The organism is Maridesulfovibrio sp. (assembly GCF_965230075.1).
Classification (GTDB): domain Bacteria; phylum Desulfobacterota; class Desulfovibrionia; order Desulfovibrionales; family Desulfovibrionaceae; genus Maridesulfovibrio.
On the sequence record NZ_OZ245945.1, the window covers coordinates 939,466 to 959,094 of the forward strand.

Consider the following 19,629-nt stretch of genomic DNA (forward strand, 5'->3'; position numbering starts at 1 on the left):
ATGACATACAATCGAAAAGCAGCCGTTGCAGAAAATAATTTTCCTTTTGAATGTGTTGATGCTATTTCTCACATGCTTAATTGAACCCATACCCAAATAAAAGGTTAGCATTCATGAATATTTCCTCTCGCCTGAAGCTTTCAGCTTTTGTTCTTGGTTTTATCCCGGTAATTATCGCTCTGGTCCTTTTTGCCTTCTGCCCGGATTTTGTTTTTGGGTCTGCATCTTCAACCGTCATCCTATGCGGTATTGCAGCCAGTTTAGCGATTACTTTTTTTATTATCTACAGCATCGGTCGCAATGTAATATCTCCAATTGAAAATCTGCGGGATTTTGCAGTTGATGTGCAGAAAGGTCGGGCAAACGGCGAATGCTCCGGTTTTTATATGTATGAGCTCGAAGAGCTCAAAGTCGCAGTTTGTGCCATGGTTGCAAGTTTGGAAGAAGCAAATAAAAGGGCTGAATCCTTGAGCGAGGAGGCGCGCAGTAAAACTGCAGAGATTGAAGCGGCATTGCAGACCAGCCGGGATAAGGAAGAACAGACCCAGAAGCTTATTGCTTCCATGCGTAAAGCGGCTGATAAAGCGGGGAACTCTTCCGAGAGAATTTTTTCTGATATCAGCGACCTTAGCGAACGCATTGAAAAAGTTGGTGAAGGCGTTGAAGTGCAGCGTGACCGCATGACTGAAACCGCAACCGCCATGGAAGAAATGAACTCCACTGTTGCCGAGGTTGCCCGCAACGCATCGCTTGCTGCCGGAAATGCTGACCAGTCAAAGGAAAATGCTTCAACCGGAGCACGTGGCGTTAACGACGCGGTGGAAGCTATTAAGAAAGTTGAGAACGAAGTTCTTTCCCTTAAGCAGACTATGAGTCAGCTTGGTGAGCGGGCTGAGAATATTGACCGGGTTATTAATGTAATTAATGACATTGCCGACCAGACCAACCTGTTAGCTCTTAATGCTGCGATTGAAGCTGCAAGGGCAGGTGAGGCCGGACGCGGGTTTGCCGTTGTTGCTGATGAGGTCCGCAAGCTCGCTGAGAAAACAATGGAAGCTACCAAAGAGGTCGGCGATGCCATTACTGATATTCAGGAGCATGCAAAGACCAACGTAGACTCTGTTGAGCGTGCTGCTGCTGACATTGTTTCCGGTACTGAGATAGCTGTGGAATCCGGGTCTTACATGCAGGAAATTGTGACTATCATCGAGTCCACATCCGAGCAGGTGGATTCCATCGCAACTGCCTCTGAAGAACAATCAGCTACAAGCGAAGAAATCAACAGGGCGGTTTCTGATGTTACTCAGGTTGCGCAGGAGACTGCTGCGGAAATGGATGAAGCCCGCCAGATTCTTATTGAAGTTTCAAGTCTCGTTCAGGAACTTGATGGCCTTATCCACGGTATGGCTGGAGGAAACCTTGAAGCCGTTTCCGGTGATGAACTGGTTACGTGGAGTGACTCTGCTTTTTCCGTGGGAATTAAGGCTATCGACGTGCAGCACAAGAAGCTGGTCGGTATGATCAACGGGTTGCATAAAGCCATGCGTGACCGCGCATCCGATACCGTCATGAAACGTTTGGTGGAAGAACTTAAGAACTACACCGTGGACCATTTCAGTACAGAAGAAAGACTTTTTGACCGCTATGGCTATCCCCAGACTCCGGCGCACAAGGAACTGCATGAAAAGTTCGTCAATCAGGTCCTTGAATTTGAAGCCGCACTGCTCAGCGGTAAGGCTAAGGTGACCATGGATGTAATGCAGTTCCTCAAGGATTGGTTGGTGCAGCACATTCAGGGTGAAGACCGCAAGTATACATCATTCCTGAACAGTCACGGAATCCGCTAACTACGAAAGAAGGGTTATGCCGCTTTCCTCAATAAATCTGAACCTCATAAGTGCGCTCAAGGCTCTGCTGGATGAAGCCAATGTTACCCGTGCGGCAAAACGGCTTAATGTTACCCAGTCGGCCATGAGCCGCAATCTGGCTCAGTTGCGTGAAATTTTTGCTGACCCGCTTCTGGTGCGGGTCGGCAATTCTTTGGTCCTGACTGAACGGGCCTTGGATTTGCGTAGCCGGGTGGACGCGGTACTTGCTGAAATTCACAGCATGGTCGAGGGGGAAAGTTTCACTCCGGCCACCTGTACAAGCTTATTTCGCATTGCCACCACCGATTATGTGGCTGAGCGGGTTATTCCCGATGCCCTTGCAAACATGCATGATGAAGCTCCGGATATCCGGGTGGAGGTCTCCACCATGGGTAGCGGGGACTTCGAAAGGCTTGCTGACCGTTCGTTGGATTTTGTCTCCTGTATTATGGAGGAATCCATGCGCGGGCTTGAGCATGCGACCATTGGGCGTGACCATTTCAAATGTTGTATGCGGGCCGACCATCCGCTCCGGAATGGTTTTGATCTTGATGAATACTGTGAAGCCATGCATGGGGCTGTTACCGGAACCGGTGATAAGATACGCCCGGTTGATAACTATTTGATGCAGCAGGGGAGGACCCGCAGAATAACCTTTTCAGCGCCGCTTTACGGGTCTGTGCTGGAGGTTGTTAAACGTTCTGATCTGCTGCTCACAATTCCTGCCCATATAGCTCATAACCTGAGTTATTGCTACGGTTTAAGCGTTGTGGAACTTCCTTTTGAACTTCCTGAGTTCGAATATTCTCTTCTCTGGCATTCCTGCCGCAATGCCGACTCCGCCCACGCCTGGTTCAGGGAACGTTTGATGAAAGAGATTTGTCTGCTTCCTGCTTCCGGTATGCCGGATATGATTTAATTTCATGTCCTGTATGATTAATTATGATTTCAAATTATGATTAGATGCGGGTAAGTACTATCGCCAAGGAGATAGTAATGATTGAAACGATTCTTACCCTGCTTACAATCTGCTTTTTGGCCCGCATGAGTCCGGGACCGGATATGCTGCTGCTTATCCATCACGCCGGATGTGGTGCTGCTAAACAAAAACGCGGGTTATTGCGCGGTTCCCCGGCGGCCTACGGCTGTGTGCTGGGAGTCTGCATGGGCTTGATTTTCCACGTCAGCCTCTCAGTACTGGGGCTGGCCCTTGTGCTTAAAAGCAACCCCTTTATATACAATATTCTGCGCTATGCCGGGGCAGTCTATCTGGTCTACATCGGCTATCGTTGCTTTACTGACCGCTCCGGGCTGGAGCTGGATGGTTCCGGCGAATGTCCCGTGGGAGCGACTTTCATGCAGGGCTTAAAGGACGGTTTGTTCTGCAACCTGCTCAACCCCAAGGTCACCCTGTTCATTCTCAGTGTATTCATGCAATTGGTAGGACCGGGTGCCGGATTGGGTGAAAAAGCGGTCTACGGTTCGGTTATTGTGCTGGAAGCCTTTTTCGGCTGGGGACTGTTCGTGGTCTTCTTGAACACAGCGGTTATGCAACGTATTTACGGTAATCATGTCGGCGTCATCAATAAGGTTACCGGAGTGATTCTTTTCCTGCTGGGCGCTTTAATCTTCGTTAGTTGAAGAGTTACGTTTTTTGGGTTTCAGCTCAACCATTATTGTTATGTACCCTTTAACATGCTAAAAATCAGGCATGAAAAAGGGCACTTATTTTTTTGGGGCAGCACTACTGGGTTATATCTCCACTATCCTGCTCATCTATTATTTCGAATCAGCATGTGAGAGTTCCAATATCAAGACTCTCTTTGATGCTTTCTGGTATTCACTGGTAACCCTGACCACTGTGGGTTACGGGGATCTTTACCCCACATCCATAATTGGAAAACTTGTTTCCATAGTCATGGTGCTGGGCAGTATTGGCATACTCGGTTATTTTATCGGCAGGTTAACAGAACATATTCAGGCTTTGGCGGAGAGACGCAAAATGGGTTTTGACGGAACTGGTTTTAACAACCATGTGGTAATTGTCGGCTGGAATGAATTTTCGGAAGATGTAGTCACTCAGCTTGTCCATGCCGGAAAAAAAGTTTGTATTGTCACTGACAATAAAGACCACATTGATTTCATTTACGAGACTTTTTCACGGCAACAGGTTTTTGTGATCTTCTCGGATATGAATTGCCGTGAATGCTTGAAAAAAGCTAATGCAGCTGAGGCCGTCTCGCTAATGCCCAACCTTGGTGACGATACAAAGAATCTTGTTTTTATCCTCAATGCCAAGAAATACCATCCACATCTTTCGTTTGTTGCGACTATTGATAATTCCGAACTCAAGGAAACATTCACCAGTGCCGGGGTTAATTTTACAATTTGCCGTAATGATATTTCTTCAAAGATTGTAGCGAGCTATATATTTGAACCCAGCGTGGCCTTGTTTAACGAGGATCTGCTTTCCTCAGCTACCGGTAATCAAGATTATGATGTGCAGCAATATTTCGTTAAAGAAGGCAGCAGATTTGACGGGCAGAATTACGGGGATATATTTGAAGAGTTGCGCAAATCATTCAATGTGCTGGCTATCGGGGTCAGTCAGGATAGTGGGCAGGGGCTTGAGCTGAACAAGTTGCCTCAGTTTTCCTTAGAGGTCCGGTCCGGAGATTATCTGATAGTATTGACTTCAGGGCGCAGTATAGAAGGGTTGAATGAAGTCTTCGGTTGTTCCGAGGGGCTTTATTACTCGGAGTAAAATTATATCTGTTTAACTTAGGGATGCTGTGAAGCTATCACTTCATAAACCTTGACTTCGTGGTCCGGGTTAATCCTGTATTTAACATCTTCAGGATACAGAACAGCGCGATACATGTTTTCACCCGCGTAAGATTTCATTTGTTCCTTTGTCTGCCAATATGTGTGCAGGGTTATCTCGGATTCGTCACCCAACGATCTGATGAAAATTTTGTGTCCGCAACATCCGTCCAAGGACTGGGTGTCTTTAACACCGGTTTCATTAAGATAATCAAGAAAAACCTCGGCTGTATCTTCTGGGCATGTGCATTTCCATTCTCTTATCCACATAACTTACCTACGCATTTTTATAGTGTTTAAAAGTGTGATCAAGCAGCGCTGCTTTCATCAATAAAACAGGCAGTGACTTGAGTTCCTGTGGCCTCTGCGGAGTGCATTGAGATTGTGGCTTTGTGGGTTTCGGCAATAAGCTTGGCGGAATATGTCCCCAGTCCGGTTCCGTCTTCTTTTCCAAGGGTTACGTATTTATCGAAAAATCTCTCTCTGATCTCTTCGGGAACCGCCAATGTATTCTTGACGGTCACAGATATGGGTGGGCCGCTGTTGATGGCAATGGTTACAGTATCGCCTTCGTTGGATGCTTCCACTGCATTCTTGATCAGGTTACGGAACATGGTCCGCAGGAGCATGCCTTCGCCGGTCAGAAATAGCTCTTCCACCCCTTCGATTTCCTTGCCGTCCAGCATAATGGAGAGTTTTACCCCGGATTGATTCAGCAGCAGGGCCATTTCTTCTTCCAGCGATGTCATCAGGTCCACAAGGTCTACATTCATGGTTTTCAGACGGTAGATACCCTGTTCCATCTTAAACATGTCCAGATGAAACTGGATCATATCCAGCATACGGTATCCTGCTGATGCTATGCGCTTGATATACTTTCTCTGATCTGTGCTCAGCGGTTCTTCGCTATTGAGCAGTAGTTCTGGATAACCGATGACAAGGTTGAGCGAGGATTTGAGGTCGTGCCGATTAATGCGTTCTACCTCATCACGAATCATTTCTGCGGTGCGTCGTTCGTGAATCTGCTGTACCAACAGTTTATTTTTCTTTTCCAGTTCCGCCTGCTTGGAACGTAATTGTTTGGTGCGCTGTGAAACGATGTTTTCCAGCATTTCACGGTGGCTGTTCAACCATGCATCCCGTTTGTCGATCTTGGCCAGCATGGAGTTAAATTCCGTGACCAGATAGCCGATCTCATCGTCACTGCGGTAGGAAACCCGGCGGGTGTAGTCCTTGCTTTCTGAAATATCACGTACCGTATCCGTCAATTGACCGATGGGTTGGGTCAGCTTTTTACGGATGAAATTGGTGGTCAGGAAACAGGTTGTCAGCACTGTGACCAGAATAAGTCCTGAGCTGGCCAAGTTTTGGAAAAACCAGTCCAATTGTTCGGCAAACTCACCGTCCAGAACAATGTGGCCCAAAAGCTCATCTCCTGAGCGGATTTCTTTTATTATGCGGTAATGATTGAAACCTTCAATTGTTTTTGAAGTATCTGCGGGAAGTTCTTTGATTTGGGTTCCGAACCCTGCGAATACTTTTCCATCAGGGGTAAAAATAGTAGCTCCAACGGAATTGCCCACAAGGGTCAGCGATTCCAGAACTTCGGTGGCAGAGTCCCGGTCATCGAAATCAAGGGCCGGGGCTACGGAAGTGCTCAGGACCTGCGTAAGCGAAGTCGCCTTTTTCAGGGTTGCCTGTCTGAAGGAGTGGAAAAATGAGGCTATATTCAGGGTCAGGGAGATCACAACCGCGGCAATGGTTGTACCCAGAATCGCTAGGCCTACTTTGCGCCCGATGCTGTTCCGGTATTTTTTCATTGTGGTGTGTCTCCGCAATAGATTTCAGACAGTTTCAGCAGCTTGGAACTGATCGTGAGTCCTGCTTTGCGTGCCGCACAGATGTTGACCTGCAGCTTGAAGCGAGAACCGGATTCCACAAGGTTGATCATGCCGCCCATGCGTAGGAAATCCGGACTCTGTCCGATGGTCAGGATTGGTTTGCCTTTGATTTTATTGAGTACAGCGGCAATTACGCGCGGATTATCCACATCTATAAATAGAACTTTAAAATTTCCGTCCGGCCAGCCCACGAGTTTGAATTTGTCCGGGTTTCTGAAAAAGCGGGACAGTTTTTTCGGGGCGATTGCAGCCACGGGTACAGGACGTTCGGCGGCGATTCTGCGTTTGTCGGGGCCAAGTACATATTTTGTGATTTTTTTGATGAACAGGGCTTGTAACTGCGGCTGAGTGACCTTGATCCTGTGCTGCTGTCCGCTTTTTGCGCGGGCATGCGCCGACAGGTCGGGTATGGAACATACCATAAAAAGGGTGGCAATTGTAATTGCCAGTATTTTATGGATTTTTAGAAGTCCCATGTCAGCCTCAGCGTGCAGGAAGGTTCGGTGGGGGCAAAGTTACCCTGATCAACATTGGTCAGCAGGTTATTACCGATGAGTTCGAGGGAAAGGTCTTCCCGGGCCTGCCAGGCCAGACGGACATCAAATCCAAATCCGGTGGACAGGTCCTTGTCATCCATGGAGTTCAGGTATGATGTGAACAGGTCCAGTTCCCAGTCTTCGGCAAGATCGATCAGGGCTTGAAGTTTTATGTTGTAAAGCGGGGAATTCACGGGCGGTGAAAAACCGGGAATCCCATGTGGAAGCTTCGCGAAATCCTGATTGGAAATGTCGATTGAGGGGCGCAGGGTCAGGAATGAATAAGGCTGCCAGTCAAGGGCAATTTCAGTCCCATATGAAACACCGCACAGTCCGCTGATCGGCGTGGCTGTGTTCGTGCTGTCATCAAAGCTGAAGGTGACCATCTGGTCGTAATTGTTCAGGTACAGTGAAAGATCCAGCTTCAGGGTTTCGCTGAAGAGTTTACGGTATCCGGCCTCAACGGTAGTCAGTTTTTCGTTGTCCAGATCATCGCTGAAATCGACATTGTATTCCTTGTCTTTGATCCTGACCCGGTAGTTTCCTTCACGAAGCCAGTAGCTCGGTTTGCGGTTGGCGTAGGAAAATGCCAGCCAGTATTCCTCATCATCTTCCATATAGAGGAGACGTGCTGTGGGCTGAGGGGCAAGTTCACTGTCCCCGGAATAGTCGAGTTTAAGGCCGAGGGTCAGGAAAAGCTTTTCGTCTATCAGGGTAATACGGTCTTTAGCGAATCCGCTGAAGTCGAGGCGGTAGATACTGTCGTTGGTTACCTGTACATTTTCTCCCTGCTTGAAAGAATTCCAAAAATATTTACCGCCCAGTCCGAAGGTCAGGAAATGGTCTTCAATCTGTTCATTGGAATAGATGAATTCAGCATCAACGGCATTTGACATGTTCTCCATGTCCGCAACAGTGATTGAGGTTCGGGTATAGGATGAACGAAACTGCATGCCGGATTTGGCTCCAGTTTTTCTGTCCCAGAGAATTTGGGCGTAGCCGCTGTAATCGCTTTTATCTTTATTGGCAGAAAACGGGTTACCCGGAGGAGAGTCTTCCGTAATTGTCGATCCTGCCAACTGGCCCTGTAGTGAGAACTGGTCGGTGTAGGCGTTCAACCAGTCAGCACGGAAACCGCCGCTTCCGGTAATCCAGTCGGTTGAACCTTTTTCAGTCCGGCCGCGGATATGGTAATTTTTACCAAATTCATATTCACCCTTGGCGTAAACCGCCATGGTTGCGTTCTCAGATATGTGCCCGCCCTTGCGGATGAACTGGCTTACGCCTTCTGTCCCGCCGGCGGTTACGCTCTGGGTCCCCTGCATTTCCGCAGCGGATTTGGTGATGATGTTGATTACGCCGTTAAATGATTCAGAACCCCAGAGACTGGTCCATGGGCCGCGGATGACTTCGATCCGCTTCACTGTCTGGATGGGCAGGTTCTGGCTGGACCAGATTACCCCGTGGAAATAGGGGGAGGTAATCGGCCTGTTGTCCACCAGAATGAGCTGTTTGCTGTTGAATGTGCCGGAAAATCCCCTGATTCCGATGGCCCATTTGTCCGTATCTGTACGGGTTACAACCACGCCGGGAACTGTACGCAGGGCTTCGGGAACCGATCTGGCTCCGCTGCGCTTGATGTCCTCTTCAGTGAGGATGGTGTATGAGCCGGCTATGTTTTCAAGGGATTGTTTACGCTCGGAAGGGGAGACCATTTCGACCTGTAGGAGGTCTTCGAGGTCGAGGTTTTCCAATTCTGCAGAGACATCCTTGTCTTCTGCAAAACATGGTGCGGTTCCGGCCACCATGGCCAGAAGAATGAGAGAGAGGGCAATAACTGCCAACCGCAACCGGATCATGCTTCGGCCTGAGTCCTCGAGGTCATCATATATCCGCGGCCACGGATGGTTTTGATTGAGACGGAGTCACCGATTTTGCGGCGCAGGTTGCTCATGTGGACGTTCAGTACATAGTCATCAAAGTCGGCGCTCCTGCCGAGGGCGATTTCCATGAGTTCGTCACGTTCAATGAGTTTGCCGCAACTGGCGGCCAGATGTTCAATTATGCTGAATTCGGCAGCAGTGAAGTGGGTTTCGATTCCTTTGACCATAATGGCGTGGGAATCGAGGTTGATGTCCAGTTCCCCTACTTTGAGCTTGCCCCGTGAACTGGGTGTGATGCTCGGGGATTGCGGGGTCATGGAGCAGCGGCGCAAGGATGCGCGCATACGTGCCAGCAGTTCCCGCAAAGGAAAGGGTTTACAGATATAGTCGTCAGCACCCATCTCAAGGCCGACAACCCTGTCTACTTCGTCTCCCTTACCTGTAAGCATGATTACCGGGACAGTTGAGTCCAGCCGGATTTTTTCCAGTACATTAAGCCCGCTGATATCAGGCAGGACAATATCCAGCAGAATGAGGTCGTATTCATCGCTGCCGAATGCTTTGAGTCCTTCCTTGGCAGTGCATTTGTGATGCAGGCTGTACCCCTCGCCGTCCAGATAGGTGGATAAAAGCTCCCCCATCTCCGGGTCGTCGTCGATAAGAAGTATCTTGTTCATAATGTTCTCCTGCATTGCATACTATGTGTTTAGAAGGGATAAGCAAATAAGTTTAGTGTAAATAAGTGTTAACAAGCTTAAGAAATGTTAAGAAACGGTTTGTTTGTCTATAGTGTCCGGAATTTGGACGGGGTGTGAAAATATTTCCTTCATAAACGTTCTTTACCTCCGCTGCGTATAAGCAAGTAAAGGCAGGTGAATCGGTCACCTGTTGATAGTGCAAGGATGTACGATAAAACACGGAGGTTTTTATGTCGTTAGTAATCAATAACAATACCGTTGCAAATGCCACCGCACGCCATCTTAATGATGCATACAGTGCGTTGAGTTCTTCCACTGAAAAGATGTCTTCCGGTCTGCGCATTAACTCCGCAGCAGATGATGCCGCAGGTCTTGCTGTTCGCGAACTCATGCGTTCGGATATCTCAACCCTGCAGCAGGGTGTTCGAAATGCCAACGACGGTATTTCCATGATCCAGACTGCAGACGGCGCGCTTGGCGTTGTGGATGAAAAGCTTATCCGCATGAAGGAGCTGGCGGAGCAGGCCGCAACCGGTACTTACACCTCGGACCAGCGAGCATTAATTGACCAGGAATATCAGGCTATGGCTTCGGAAATTACCCGAATCGCCAATGCTACTGACTTTAACGGCATCCACCTGCTCAATGGTAATGTCTCCGGCGATAATGCTGTTACCATCCACTTCGGAACCGGTAACGACAGTGCGGAAGACAAGTATGATATTGAGATCGGCACCTGCACCGCATCTGCTCTCGGTATCGGTAACCAGAGTGCTGAAAACGCCGGTTACACTGTATCTACTCAGGAAGCTGCACAGGCATCTCTTGAGGCCCTTGATAACGCGATTATCTCCAAGGATAAGATCAGGGCAAACCTCGGTGCTCTCGAAAACAGGCTTGATGCAACCATCTCTAACCTCGAGATTCAGGGTGAAAACCTGCAGGCCGCAGAATCCCAGATCTCAGATGTGGATGTTGCAACCGAGATGACCAATTACTCCAAGCAGCAGATCATCACTCAGTCAGCAGTTTCAATGCTTGCACAGGCAAACTCCCTGCCTCAGATGGCTCTGTCACTCATCGGTTAGTTCGTCAACTTTTTAAATTTAACCAAGGCCCGGTTCGCCGGGTCTTTTTTTTGCGCTTATGCCTGAGGCTGTTGTCCTGACTTGTTGGGATAACAGCCTTTTTTGCGTTCCTAGGCCGGATAAATGTTCCGGCAAAAAGTTCCTCTTAGTTTATTTGCTCCTTTCATAGTCCAAAAGAACCCCTCTTCGGCTTAAGAATCATTAATTTCAGCCATTTTTTATTAGTTCTCCTGAAGCTATTTAATAAATCCTAAATTCAATCTGTTTTATTCTGAACGTAATTACACTGTAAGTTAATATTATGAGGAATGTAAGTTGCTTCTTTCTAGGCAGTAGGAGGAATTATGAATACTTACATTGAAAAAAAATACGAATATATTTCTGAAAGAGAAGTAAGTTGTTTTTTTAATGAAAATATTAATTTTATTAAAAATGTAGTTAATAAGTTTATATTTTCTAAATATGTAGGCGCTTCCAAAAATGATGTCGATGAAGTTTGTCAGGAAGTAGCATTAAAAATTTTAAAAAATGACTACATATCAAAATACTCCTCTGAAAAAAGTTCCATAAATACTTGGCTGTATATCATAAGTCGTTCTGTTGCTGTCGACTATATGAGAAAAAACAATCGTATATATATTAATGTTGATGATCTTGAAGATATTCCTGAGCTGGAAAAAGATAAAGTTGAATTAAATCTTCCCGTAGGCCTTTTGTCAAAGCGTCAAGATGAAGTTGTAAGAATGATTTTCTGGGGAGATTTAAAGGCTGTTGAGGTAGCAGAACAGTTAGGGATTACTTCCCGTACAGTGCGCTGCATTAAGCATCAGGCAATTCAAAAACTTCGCCGCCACTTTTCAGCGGCCAGTGAGAGGAGGGTCGTATCATGACCGTTGAAGGCGTCAGCTACTACAGCAGTTTAACCGGGGCGGATTCGAGCAATTCCACAATCACTGCCAGCGACAACACCGCACTGGATCAGGTCGATTTCCTGACTTTGCTGACCACCCAGCTGGAATATCAGGACCCCACAAATCCAGTGGATAACACTGAAATGGTCAACCAGATGACCAACTATTCCATGCTCGATGAAGATGTGCAGCAGAATGAAAATCTGGAGACCATCATCAATCAACTGGACGCTCTCTCCGCCCTGAGTACCTCCGGTTATATCGGCGAAGATGTCATGGCTGACGGTGGAATCATCAATGTGGAAGACGGTACTGCCACCAACGTGACCATAGACCTGCAGGAAGATGCCTCTGTCCTCGGCCTGAATATCTACGACTCTGAGGGGACCCTTGTGGATACCGTTTATTACACCGACCTCGAAGCGGGCGAATTTGAAATTTCCGGTGAGGACATCCTGAGCAATTCCAATATTGAATCAGACGGGACCTACGTAGCCATGGCCTTCGCCAATGATACCGACGAGGCTTCTGTCCCGGTCTACATCAAGTCCGCGGGAACCATCACCGCTGTGGATCAGGACGATTCTGGAAACACGACCCTGACCCTCGCTGACGGCAGGGAAGTTTCAATAACCGACGTTACTTTCATTTAAATAAATTTAATAAACGCAGGAGCAAAAAGATGAGTGTCACCAGTTCTCTGTATACCGGAATTTCAGGCCTTAACGTTAACTCTCAGGCAACATCCGTGGTTTCCAACAACCTCGCTAACTCCTCCACAGTTGGTTTCAAGGGCTCAGATGCTGTTTTTGAGGACGTCTTCTATTCTACCATCACCACCGGAAGCGGACTTTCACAGGTCGGTAACGGGGCAGGGGTGTCCACCATTAACGTCGACTACACTCAGGGGTCTTATGAAGACTCCAGTGTCTCCACCAACGTGGCCCTTAACGGTGACGGTTACTTTATAGTGGTAGACCCGGACACCAGTACCACTTATTACACCCGCGCCGGTAATTTTGATTTTGATAAAGACGGCTATCTGGTCGACCCGTACGGCAATCAGGTTCAGGGCTGGGAAATTGAAGACGGTACTGCTTCCGGTTCCCTGACAACTATCCAATTGGACCAGTCCCAGTCACCGCCGAAAGCTACTTCCGAAATCAGCCTGACCATGAACCTCGATTCCCAGAGTGTTGATGAGGCGATTACCGCCAATCCGTACACATCTCTGTTCGAACTGTACGACGGTACTGAAAATCCTCCGTTGGATGACTCGCAGTACAGTTATTCCACCACCATGACTGTCTACGATGAAAACGGTTCCGCTCATGACATGACTTTTTACATGGACCCGGTGGATGTGGATGCCGATGGTAATATTGTTTGGGAATATGTTGCCGCGTATGATGCTGAAGACGATATGCGTACCGGTGCGGGGGGGAATGAACTTAACACCACCAGCGGTGCCGGGTTGGCTATGACCGGAACCATGACCTTCAACTCAGAAGGCCAAATGACCTCCATGACTGCCTTTACCCTTTCCAATGCTGCCACATCTGCCGATGTTAAAGATCCTGACCAGTGGGGGCTCGCCGATCTCAGCCCCGAAGGGTCTCCCGAGGTAAATCTCAACTTCACCGGCAGTGCCACCGGACAGGATGTGGCGATTAACTTCGGTATGTCCAGTGACGATGCCACTTGGGATACTTCCGGCGGTATTAACACCCTCGGCGATATAACCGCCGCCACCGACTATTCGGACCTGCCCTCATTTTCTGACTACACTCTCGCGTTGGGAGCAACCACCAGTTACAGCGACAGCTCTTCCGCTACCTACAGTATCTCGCAGGATGGTTATCCCACCGGATCACTTGTTTCCGTAGAAGTGGATGAGAACGGCATTCTTATCGGTAACTATTCCAACAGTCAGTCAATTGAACTTTACCAGCTCGGCCTTGCTGACTTCACCAACGAAGGCGGACTCACTGCAGAAGGTGGAACCCTGTTCCGGGCCACCACCGAGTCCGGTGAAGCCATCATCGGTACTGCCGGGTCCGCTGGGTTCGGTTCCGTGGTCTCCAATTCCCTTGAAGCTTCCAACGTGGACCTCGCGTCCCAGATGACCGAACTGATTATCATTCAGTCCGCATATCAGGCCAACAGTAAGGTTGTAACAACCGCCGACACCCTGTTGCAGACTGCTATTTCACTCAAAAGTTAATTAACGCACTGTCTTACAGACGTCAGCGGCGAAGCCCTATTAAACGTTTTTGGGATTCTTAAACCCTTTTTACAAAAAGGGTTTAAGCCCTCGGAGAGCCGCCGGAGGCACCATGAGTTTAACTAATGCAATGTCCATAGGTGAGAAGGCTGTTGCCAATGCGCAGGTTTCGATCAACACGACCAGCAACAACATCGCCAATGCTGAGACTGAAGGGTATCAGCGTGCTGATGCTGTTTACGACAGTTCCGGAAATATCACTGTTTACGGCACCAGTCTCGGAACCGGAGCGGACATTGTTGCGGTGCAGGCCAATTGGGACAGCTTTATTGAGAAGCAATACCTTGCGGCCTCAGCTGATCTGGCCTCCAGCGAAGCTCAGTACAAATACCTTTCCCAGATGGATTCCATCTTCAACCAGAGTGAAGGTGAAGGGCTGGCTGCAGCACAGGACGAATTCCTGAGTGCGTGGAACGGTCTTTCCACCTATCCGGATTCTCTGGCTGAACGTGAAGACCTGCTCGGCGAAGCTGATTCACTTATCTATGCGCTCAATTCAACTTCTTCGGAACTTAAGGATATGTCTGCCAGTGTGGAATCTGAGATTCTTGATCAGGTCAACACCGCCAATGAATTGATTGATTCTATTGCCTTACTCAACGAGCAGATTGCAGCCAACCCGGATAATTATGAACTGACCGCCAGCCGCGATCAGGCCATCCGTGAGCTGGATGAATTTATCGGTGTGGAAGTGCTCAGTTATGAGGACGGGTCTACCAAGATTTATACGGAGACAGGACAGCCGCTGGTTGAAGGTGAAGAAACCCATCACCTTGTAGTTGCATACGATGATGATACTTCGAAGACCGGATTGTTCTGGGAAAGCGGTTCCGGCGGTCTGGTGGATATAACCCCCATGACCGATGACAACGGCGACCCGGTCTCAGGGCGCACAGACAGCGGCTCCATTGCCGGGTTGTTCATCACCCGTGATGAATACATCCAACCAACTTTGGACAGCCTTGATGATTACACTTCCGCCCTGATCTGGGAAACAAACGTGGCCCATTCACAGGGTGCGGGGCTGGAACCGCATACTGCAGTTGAAGGCATTTACGGTGTGGATGACCAGACCGCAGTGCTCTCCAACAGCGGGTTAGATTTCGCAGATAAGATCACTTCCGGCGAGTTTTCCATCTATACCTATGATGCAGACGGCAATATGACCGCAAGTTCGGCCATCAGTGTCGATCCTACAACCGATTCAATGGATGATGTGGTTTCTGACATTAACGCAGCCTTCGCGGGAACCCTTACCGCTTCTGTGAATTCAGACGGGGAGCTGGAAATTCAGGCTGTAGGCGATGCCGCGTTTGAATTTGGGGAAGATAGCTCCGGTTTTCTGGCTGCAGCAGGGATTAATACATTTTTCGAGGGCAGTTCTGCCGGGGATATTGCAGTTAATGATTACGTTGCCTCCGATCCCTCGCACCTTAATGCCGGAGAGGTGGGAGATGACGGAACAGTCTCTTCCGGAAGTAATGATACCGCCAAGTCCATAAACGATTTGCTGAGTGAGACCGTATCAATAGGTGAGGGGGCGTCGGCAACGAATGCTTCTTTGAGTGAATATCTGTCCGCAATTGTTTCCGATGTGGGGGCGGCTGCTTCTGCTGCGGAAACTCAGGTTACCTGCGATACGGCTGCGGCTCAGATTTATGCCGACCAGCAGGAGTCGGTGAGCGGGGTCAATGTGGACGAGGAATTGGTCAACCTGACCAAGGCCCAGCAACAGTACGAGGCGGCCTGTCAGATTATTTCCGTTACCCGCGATATGATCGATACCATTCTGGGTATTGTTTAGTTTTATTTTAAGGTCCTAGTCTTAGGAGGCAGCAATGAGAGTCAGCACAGCACAGATTTATGACCAGAGCATGACCAATGTCAGCAGATCCTTGGCTGATTATATGAATGTTTCCAATCAGGTTGCCAGTCAGAAGAAGATAAACGTTCCGTCCGATGATCCGGCGGGTATGGGTAATGTGGTTAACCTGCGCAGTTATGACCAGACTCTCGAAGATTACTACAACAATACCCAGTACGCCAAGAGCCTGCTGGGAAGCGCTGACGGTCTGCTCAGTGAAGCCAGCGAGATAATGATATCCGCCAAGGAACAGGCTGAGCAGGGGGCCACCGGGACTTACACCGACGATCAGCAGCAAGCCATGGCAGTGAATATGATGGGTTATCAGGATTCTTTGCTGGCTATAGCCAATTCCGAAATGGGTGATGATTACCTGTTTTCCGGTGAAGCCACGAATACGGCTCCATACGAATATGTACCCGGAGTAACCATTACCGGAGACGGACCGGATGAGAGTGATTTTGCGCAGTTTACAGGTGAGCTTGATGATCCGGTTATCGTGGAATTCATTTCTGACGGAACAATCGGCACAGACGCGGTGGATTATCGCTATTCCCTTGATGGAGGCAGCACATGGCTGGCCGGAACTATGGATGGAACGGCCACTCCTCCTGACACGACCATGGAGCTGGGTGATGTTTCCGTGGAAATGAATGCCGGAACTGCGGTTACAGCTTATGATTCTGATTCCAAGACAGGCGGTCAGTTCGTGGTCCGCAATTCCCTGCAATATAACGGGGCTGACGAGGCCATGGCGGTGGGTATTTCAGAAAGTACGGAGCTGGAAGTGAATTCCGTGGGCAGTGAGATGTTCGGCGGTGTTGATCCGGATACCGGAGAGCCGTTTTCCAGTCCCAACATGTTTGAAGCCATAAGTGATTCTATTGCCTACATGTGGATCGGGGATGAGGAAGGCACTGCCAAGACACTTGAAACCATTGACGCTGGCTATAACCAGATGCTCATCGAAACTTCCAATGTAGGTGCGCGGGAAGAGAAGGCTGATTTTACCGGACAAAGCTTAAGTCTTACCCGTGAGCGGGTTTCATCCGCCATCAGCGATGAAGAGGATGCGGACACCACTCAATTGACCATTGAACTCAGCCGGACGGAATATATTTACAATGCCGTGCTCAGTTCAACTTCAAACGTAATCAGCATGTCGATCATGAATTATTTGTAGGAGGCTGTCATGGCAGTAGCATCCGTTTCTACAGGCACTTACCAGCCAACCTCAACTTCGGGAAGTTTCACCATCAACGGATTGGGGGATGGAACGGACTGGACCGATCTCATTGATGCTTCCGTTGAGGCGGAAAGCTATGAGCTTGATCAATATAAAGAAGATCTGGAAGAGGCGGAAGCAATCTCAGAGCTTCTTGAGGCCTTGAATGAAGAAGTATTGACCCTCTCCGGAACTTTGCAGGGCATAGATGAGATGGATGAGTTTCTTGCTTACTCTGTGTCCACTACTGGAGACGGTGAAGTTCAGGCTTCCATTGAAGACGGGGCTACCGAAGATTCCTATAATTTGGTTGTGAACCAGTTGGCTCAGAAGGATGTCTGGATTTCCGAGGGCATGTCCATTACTTCTTCTGACCAATCAATAATCTCGTCCAACTCATCGATCACCCTGTCCTATGCCGGGGAAGATATAACTATGGGTGTGACAGCCGGAACCACGGCTCAGGAATTGGTGGACCAGATCAACAGTGACCCGGATTTTGATGACAAGATAACGGCTTCTTTGATCAGTGACGGCAGTAATTATTATATCAAGTTCAGCGGTGAAGATACCGGGGCGGACAATGCGGTAGGTCTTACAGACTTTAGTGCCATTGACGGCTATAATGCGGGTTCTTTCACCAATACCCAGACCGCCCAGAATTCGCAGATGAAAGTGGACGGTTTTCCATCAGGTGCCGATGAATGGATTGAGCGTCCTTCCAACACTGTCGATGATGTCATCGACAACATGACCCTGAACCTTAATGCAACCACTGATTCAGCAGGCATCAACGTGGGTGTTTCTTATGATACAGATGCCATGGTTGAAACCATCGAGACTTTTGTTTCAGAGGTAAACCAGCTTCTCTATGATCTGCTGGATGTCACCGGAGAGTTGGTGGATGAGGACGATGAAGACGACAGCACAGTTTATATCAAGGACGCTACCCTTGGTTTGGTTTATGACTCGGTAAAGGATGCCCTAACTTCTGCGGGGTTGGGATTTCTTTACTACGACAGCGAGACCGGGGAAGGTGATAAATTCGCTTCACTCTCGGCTATCGGTATTACCACTGACAGTACTGAAGGTTCCTCCACTTTCGGACAGTTGGAAATAGATTATGATGAGCTTGAAGACGCTCTGGCTGAGGACCCTGAAGCTGTGGCTATGCTTTTCGCGGCCAACGGTGAAGCAGAAACAGACAGTTCCGATATGCGGGTTCTCTCAACTATTCCCGGCCTGACCTCAGCCGGGGATTACGATGTTGAATACACAGTTTCCGGTGGGGTAATCTCTGCCGCTACAATTAACGGTGTGGATATGACCATCAGCGGCAATACCCTGCTGGCAACAAGGGATAGCGATGCCAACGGGCTTTATCTGGAGGTTTCGGATTTGACGGACGGCTCTTATTCCAGCACAGTTACTGTGAAGCAGGGCAAATGCGGGCAGCTGGCAGACCTATGTTCAGAATTGACCGACGTTTCTACCGGGAGTATCCCCCTGCTTGCTGCAAGTTATGACGATCTGACCGCCAAGCTTGAGGGTGATATTTACGATGAAGAGGCCCGCCTTGATTCATACAGGACTGACCTTGAACGGAAATATTCAGCCCTTGATACAATGCTTTCTTACTATTCAGGTGTCGAAAGTCAGCTGGAAACCACTCTGGCTTCCCTTGATTCCAGTTAATAGGCCTAACCTGATTTAATGAAATGAAAAATGACGATAAGTTGATTTACTCTTCTCCCGTAGAGGGGGTGGAAGTGCTTTCATGTAGTAGTGGCCGGGAATTTAAGAGTCACCTGCATGATGGTTACGTACTTTGGCTTAATTCCGAGTCCGGGGAAAAGTACAGCCTGCGGGGTAGCTCTGATATCCTGCAGCCCGGTTCAATCAGCATTATCGAACCGGAAACAGTCCATTCCAACAAGCCCTGCTGTACCGAGCGCAGGCATCTGCGCAGTTTTTATTTTTCTGAAAAGTTTGTCCGTTCTCTTAATTTGAAATTTTTGGGCAATGAAAGCGGCTTTTCTCCATTTCGCAATAATCTTCTGGAAAATAAGCAACTCTGGCGAAATTTATCCGGACTGCATCACAAATTGCTTAGTCCTGTAGAAAAGCTGGAAACCGACGAAGCAATTCTCTCGGTACTTTCCGGGCTGTATCGCCATGCCGGAGACAGGACCATCCTGCCCGGAAGTGAAGATAAACGGGTGGCAATAGTTATTGATTACCTGCATGCCCACATCGATCAAAACTTGAGCCTTGCCAAACTAGCCGATCTAGCCGGGTGTACTGAGTTCCACCTGATCCGTATCTTTCGTAGCCACAAGGGCATGACACCGCACTCTTTCCTGATCCAATTGCGGCTGGAAAAGGCCCGTGCCTTGATTGCCGCCAATTCCTCCATTGCCGATACTGCCGCTCTGTGCGGTTTCGCTGACCAGAGCCACCTGACCCGTCTATTCAAGAACAGGTATGGCCTCACTCCCCGCCAGTACCAGAAGGCATGCGCCCGTTTTTAGGTGCATGTCAATTTTAT

General features: G+C 48.6%; 17 protein-coding genes. 12 read left to right on the plus strand and 5 right to left on the minus strand.

Features of this window, described 5'->3' with window-relative positions; all coding sequences use genetic code 11:
- Window positions 1-113 precede the first annotated feature (113 nt).
- The 4 genes from ACO05Z_RS04145 to ACO05Z_RS04160 all read left to right on the plus strand — a co-directional run bounded on the left by ACO05Z_RS04145 (window position 114) and on the right by ACO05Z_RS04160 (window position 4,632).
- Window positions 114-1,847: a bacteriohemerythrin gene (locus ACO05Z_RS04145; protein WP_421900802.1), complete on the plus strand. Its 1,734-nt coding sequence runs from the start codon at window positions 114-116 to the stop codon at window positions 1,845-1,847.
- A 16-nt stretch (window positions 1,848-1,863) separates the two neighbouring features.
- Entirely contained in the window at window positions 1,864-2,787 is a 924-nt protein-coding gene (locus ACO05Z_RS04150) for a LysR family transcriptional regulator (RefSeq protein WP_421900804.1), read from the plus strand.
- A gap of 77 nt (window positions 2,788-2,864) precedes the next feature.
- Entirely contained in the window at window positions 2,865-3,509 is a 645-nt protein-coding gene (locus tag ACO05Z_RS04155; RefSeq protein WP_421900806.1) for a LysE family translocator, read from the plus strand.
- Between the two features lie 70 nt (window positions 3,510-3,579).
- On the plus strand, window positions 3,580-4,632 hold the full coding sequence (locus ACO05Z_RS04160) for a potassium channel family protein (RefSeq protein ID WP_421900808.1): 1,053 nt from the start codon (window positions 3,580-3,582) through the stop codon (window positions 4,630-4,632).
- Between the two features lie 17 nt (window positions 4,633-4,649).
- On the opposite strand, the gene ACO05Z_RS04165 is transcribed toward ACO05Z_RS04160, so the two are convergent.
- From ACO05Z_RS04165 to ACO05Z_RS04185, 5 genes are read right to left on the minus strand one after another with little or no spacing between them, the layout of a single operon-like run.
- On the minus strand, window positions 4,650-4,961 hold the full coding sequence (locus tag ACO05Z_RS04165) for an antibiotic biosynthesis monooxygenase (protein ID WP_421900810.1): 312 nt from the start codon (window positions 4,959-4,961) through the stop codon (window positions 4,650-4,652).
- A gap of 38 nt (window positions 4,962-4,999) precedes the next feature.
- The gene (locus tag ACO05Z_RS04170; RefSeq protein ID WP_421900812.1) at window positions 5,000-6,511 is read right to left on the minus strand and encodes an ATP-binding protein; all 1,512 of its coding nucleotides are present in this window, start codon (window positions 6,509-6,511) and stop codon (window positions 5,000-5,002) included.
- On the minus strand, window positions 6,508-7,068 hold the full coding sequence (locus ACO05Z_RS04175; protein WP_421900814.1) for a YfiR family protein: 561 nt from the start codon (window positions 7,066-7,068) through the stop codon (window positions 6,508-6,510). Before ACO05Z_RS04175 ends, ACO05Z_RS04170 begins: the two co-directional genes overlap by 4 nt.
- Window positions 7,056-8,987: a TonB-dependent receptor plug domain-containing protein gene (locus tag ACO05Z_RS04180; protein ID WP_421900816.1), complete on the minus strand. Its 1,932-nt coding sequence runs from the start codon at window positions 8,985-8,987 to the stop codon at window positions 7,056-7,058. The genes ACO05Z_RS04175 and ACO05Z_RS04180 overlap by 13 nt, the downstream gene beginning before the upstream one ends.
- Window positions 8,984-9,688 (minus strand): response regulator transcription factor, encoded by a 705-nt coding sequence (locus tag ACO05Z_RS04185; protein ID WP_421900818.1) that lies wholly within the window; start codon window positions 9,686-9,688, stop codon window positions 8,984-8,986. The genes ACO05Z_RS04180 and ACO05Z_RS04185 overlap by 4 nt, the downstream gene beginning before the upstream one ends.
- Window positions 9,689-9,939: 251 nt before the next feature.
- Between ACO05Z_RS04185 and ACO05Z_RS04190 the strand changes: the two genes are divergently transcribed.
- From ACO05Z_RS04190 to ACO05Z_RS04225, 8 genes are all read left to right on the plus strand, one after another.
- Entirely contained in the window at window positions 9,940-10,797 is an 858-nt protein-coding gene (locus tag ACO05Z_RS04190; protein WP_421900820.1) for a flagellin, read from the plus strand.
- 344 nt (window positions 10,798-11,141) lie between these two features.
- A complete protein-coding gene (locus ACO05Z_RS04195) occupies window positions 11,142-11,687 on the plus strand; it encodes an RNA polymerase sigma factor (RefSeq protein WP_421900822.1) in 546 nt (181 codons plus the stop codon).
- Window positions 11,684-12,361: a flagellar hook assembly protein FlgD gene (locus ACO05Z_RS04200; protein ID WP_421900824.1), complete on the plus strand. Its 678-nt coding sequence runs from the start codon at window positions 11,684-11,686 to the stop codon at window positions 12,359-12,361. The genes ACO05Z_RS04195 and ACO05Z_RS04200 overlap by 4 nt, the downstream gene beginning before the upstream one ends.
- Before the next feature lie 29 nt (window positions 12,362-12,390).
- Complete coding sequence (locus ACO05Z_RS04205; RefSeq protein ID WP_421900826.1) at window positions 12,391-13,932, plus strand: flagellar hook protein FlgE; 1,542 nt, start codon at window positions 12,391-12,393, stop codon at window positions 13,930-13,932.
- A 112-nt stretch (window positions 13,933-14,044) separates the two neighbouring features.
- Entirely contained in the window at window positions 14,045-15,796 is a 1,752-nt protein-coding gene (gene flgK, locus ACO05Z_RS04210; RefSeq protein WP_421900828.1) for a flagellar hook-associated protein FlgK, read from the plus strand.
- Window positions 15,797-15,830: 34 nt separating this feature from the next.
- Window positions 15,831-17,039, plus strand: a complete 1,209-nt coding sequence (gene flgL, locus ACO05Z_RS04215) for a flagellar hook-associated protein FlgL (RefSeq protein ID WP_421900830.1) — start codon at window positions 15,831-15,833, stop codon at window positions 17,037-17,039.
- A gap of 9 nt (window positions 17,040-17,048) precedes the next feature.
- Window positions 17,049-18,776, plus strand: coding sequence for a flagellar filament capping protein FliD (fliD, locus tag ACO05Z_RS04220; protein ID WP_421900832.1), 1,728 nt, complete (start codon window positions 17,049-17,051; stop codon window positions 18,774-18,776).
- Window positions 18,777-18,799: 23 nt separating this feature from the next.
- Window positions 18,800-19,612: a helix-turn-helix domain-containing protein gene (locus ACO05Z_RS04225; RefSeq protein ID WP_421900834.1), complete on the plus strand. Its 813-nt coding sequence runs from the start codon at window positions 18,800-18,802 to the stop codon at window positions 19,610-19,612.
- Window positions 19,613-19,629 lie beyond the last annotated feature (17 nt).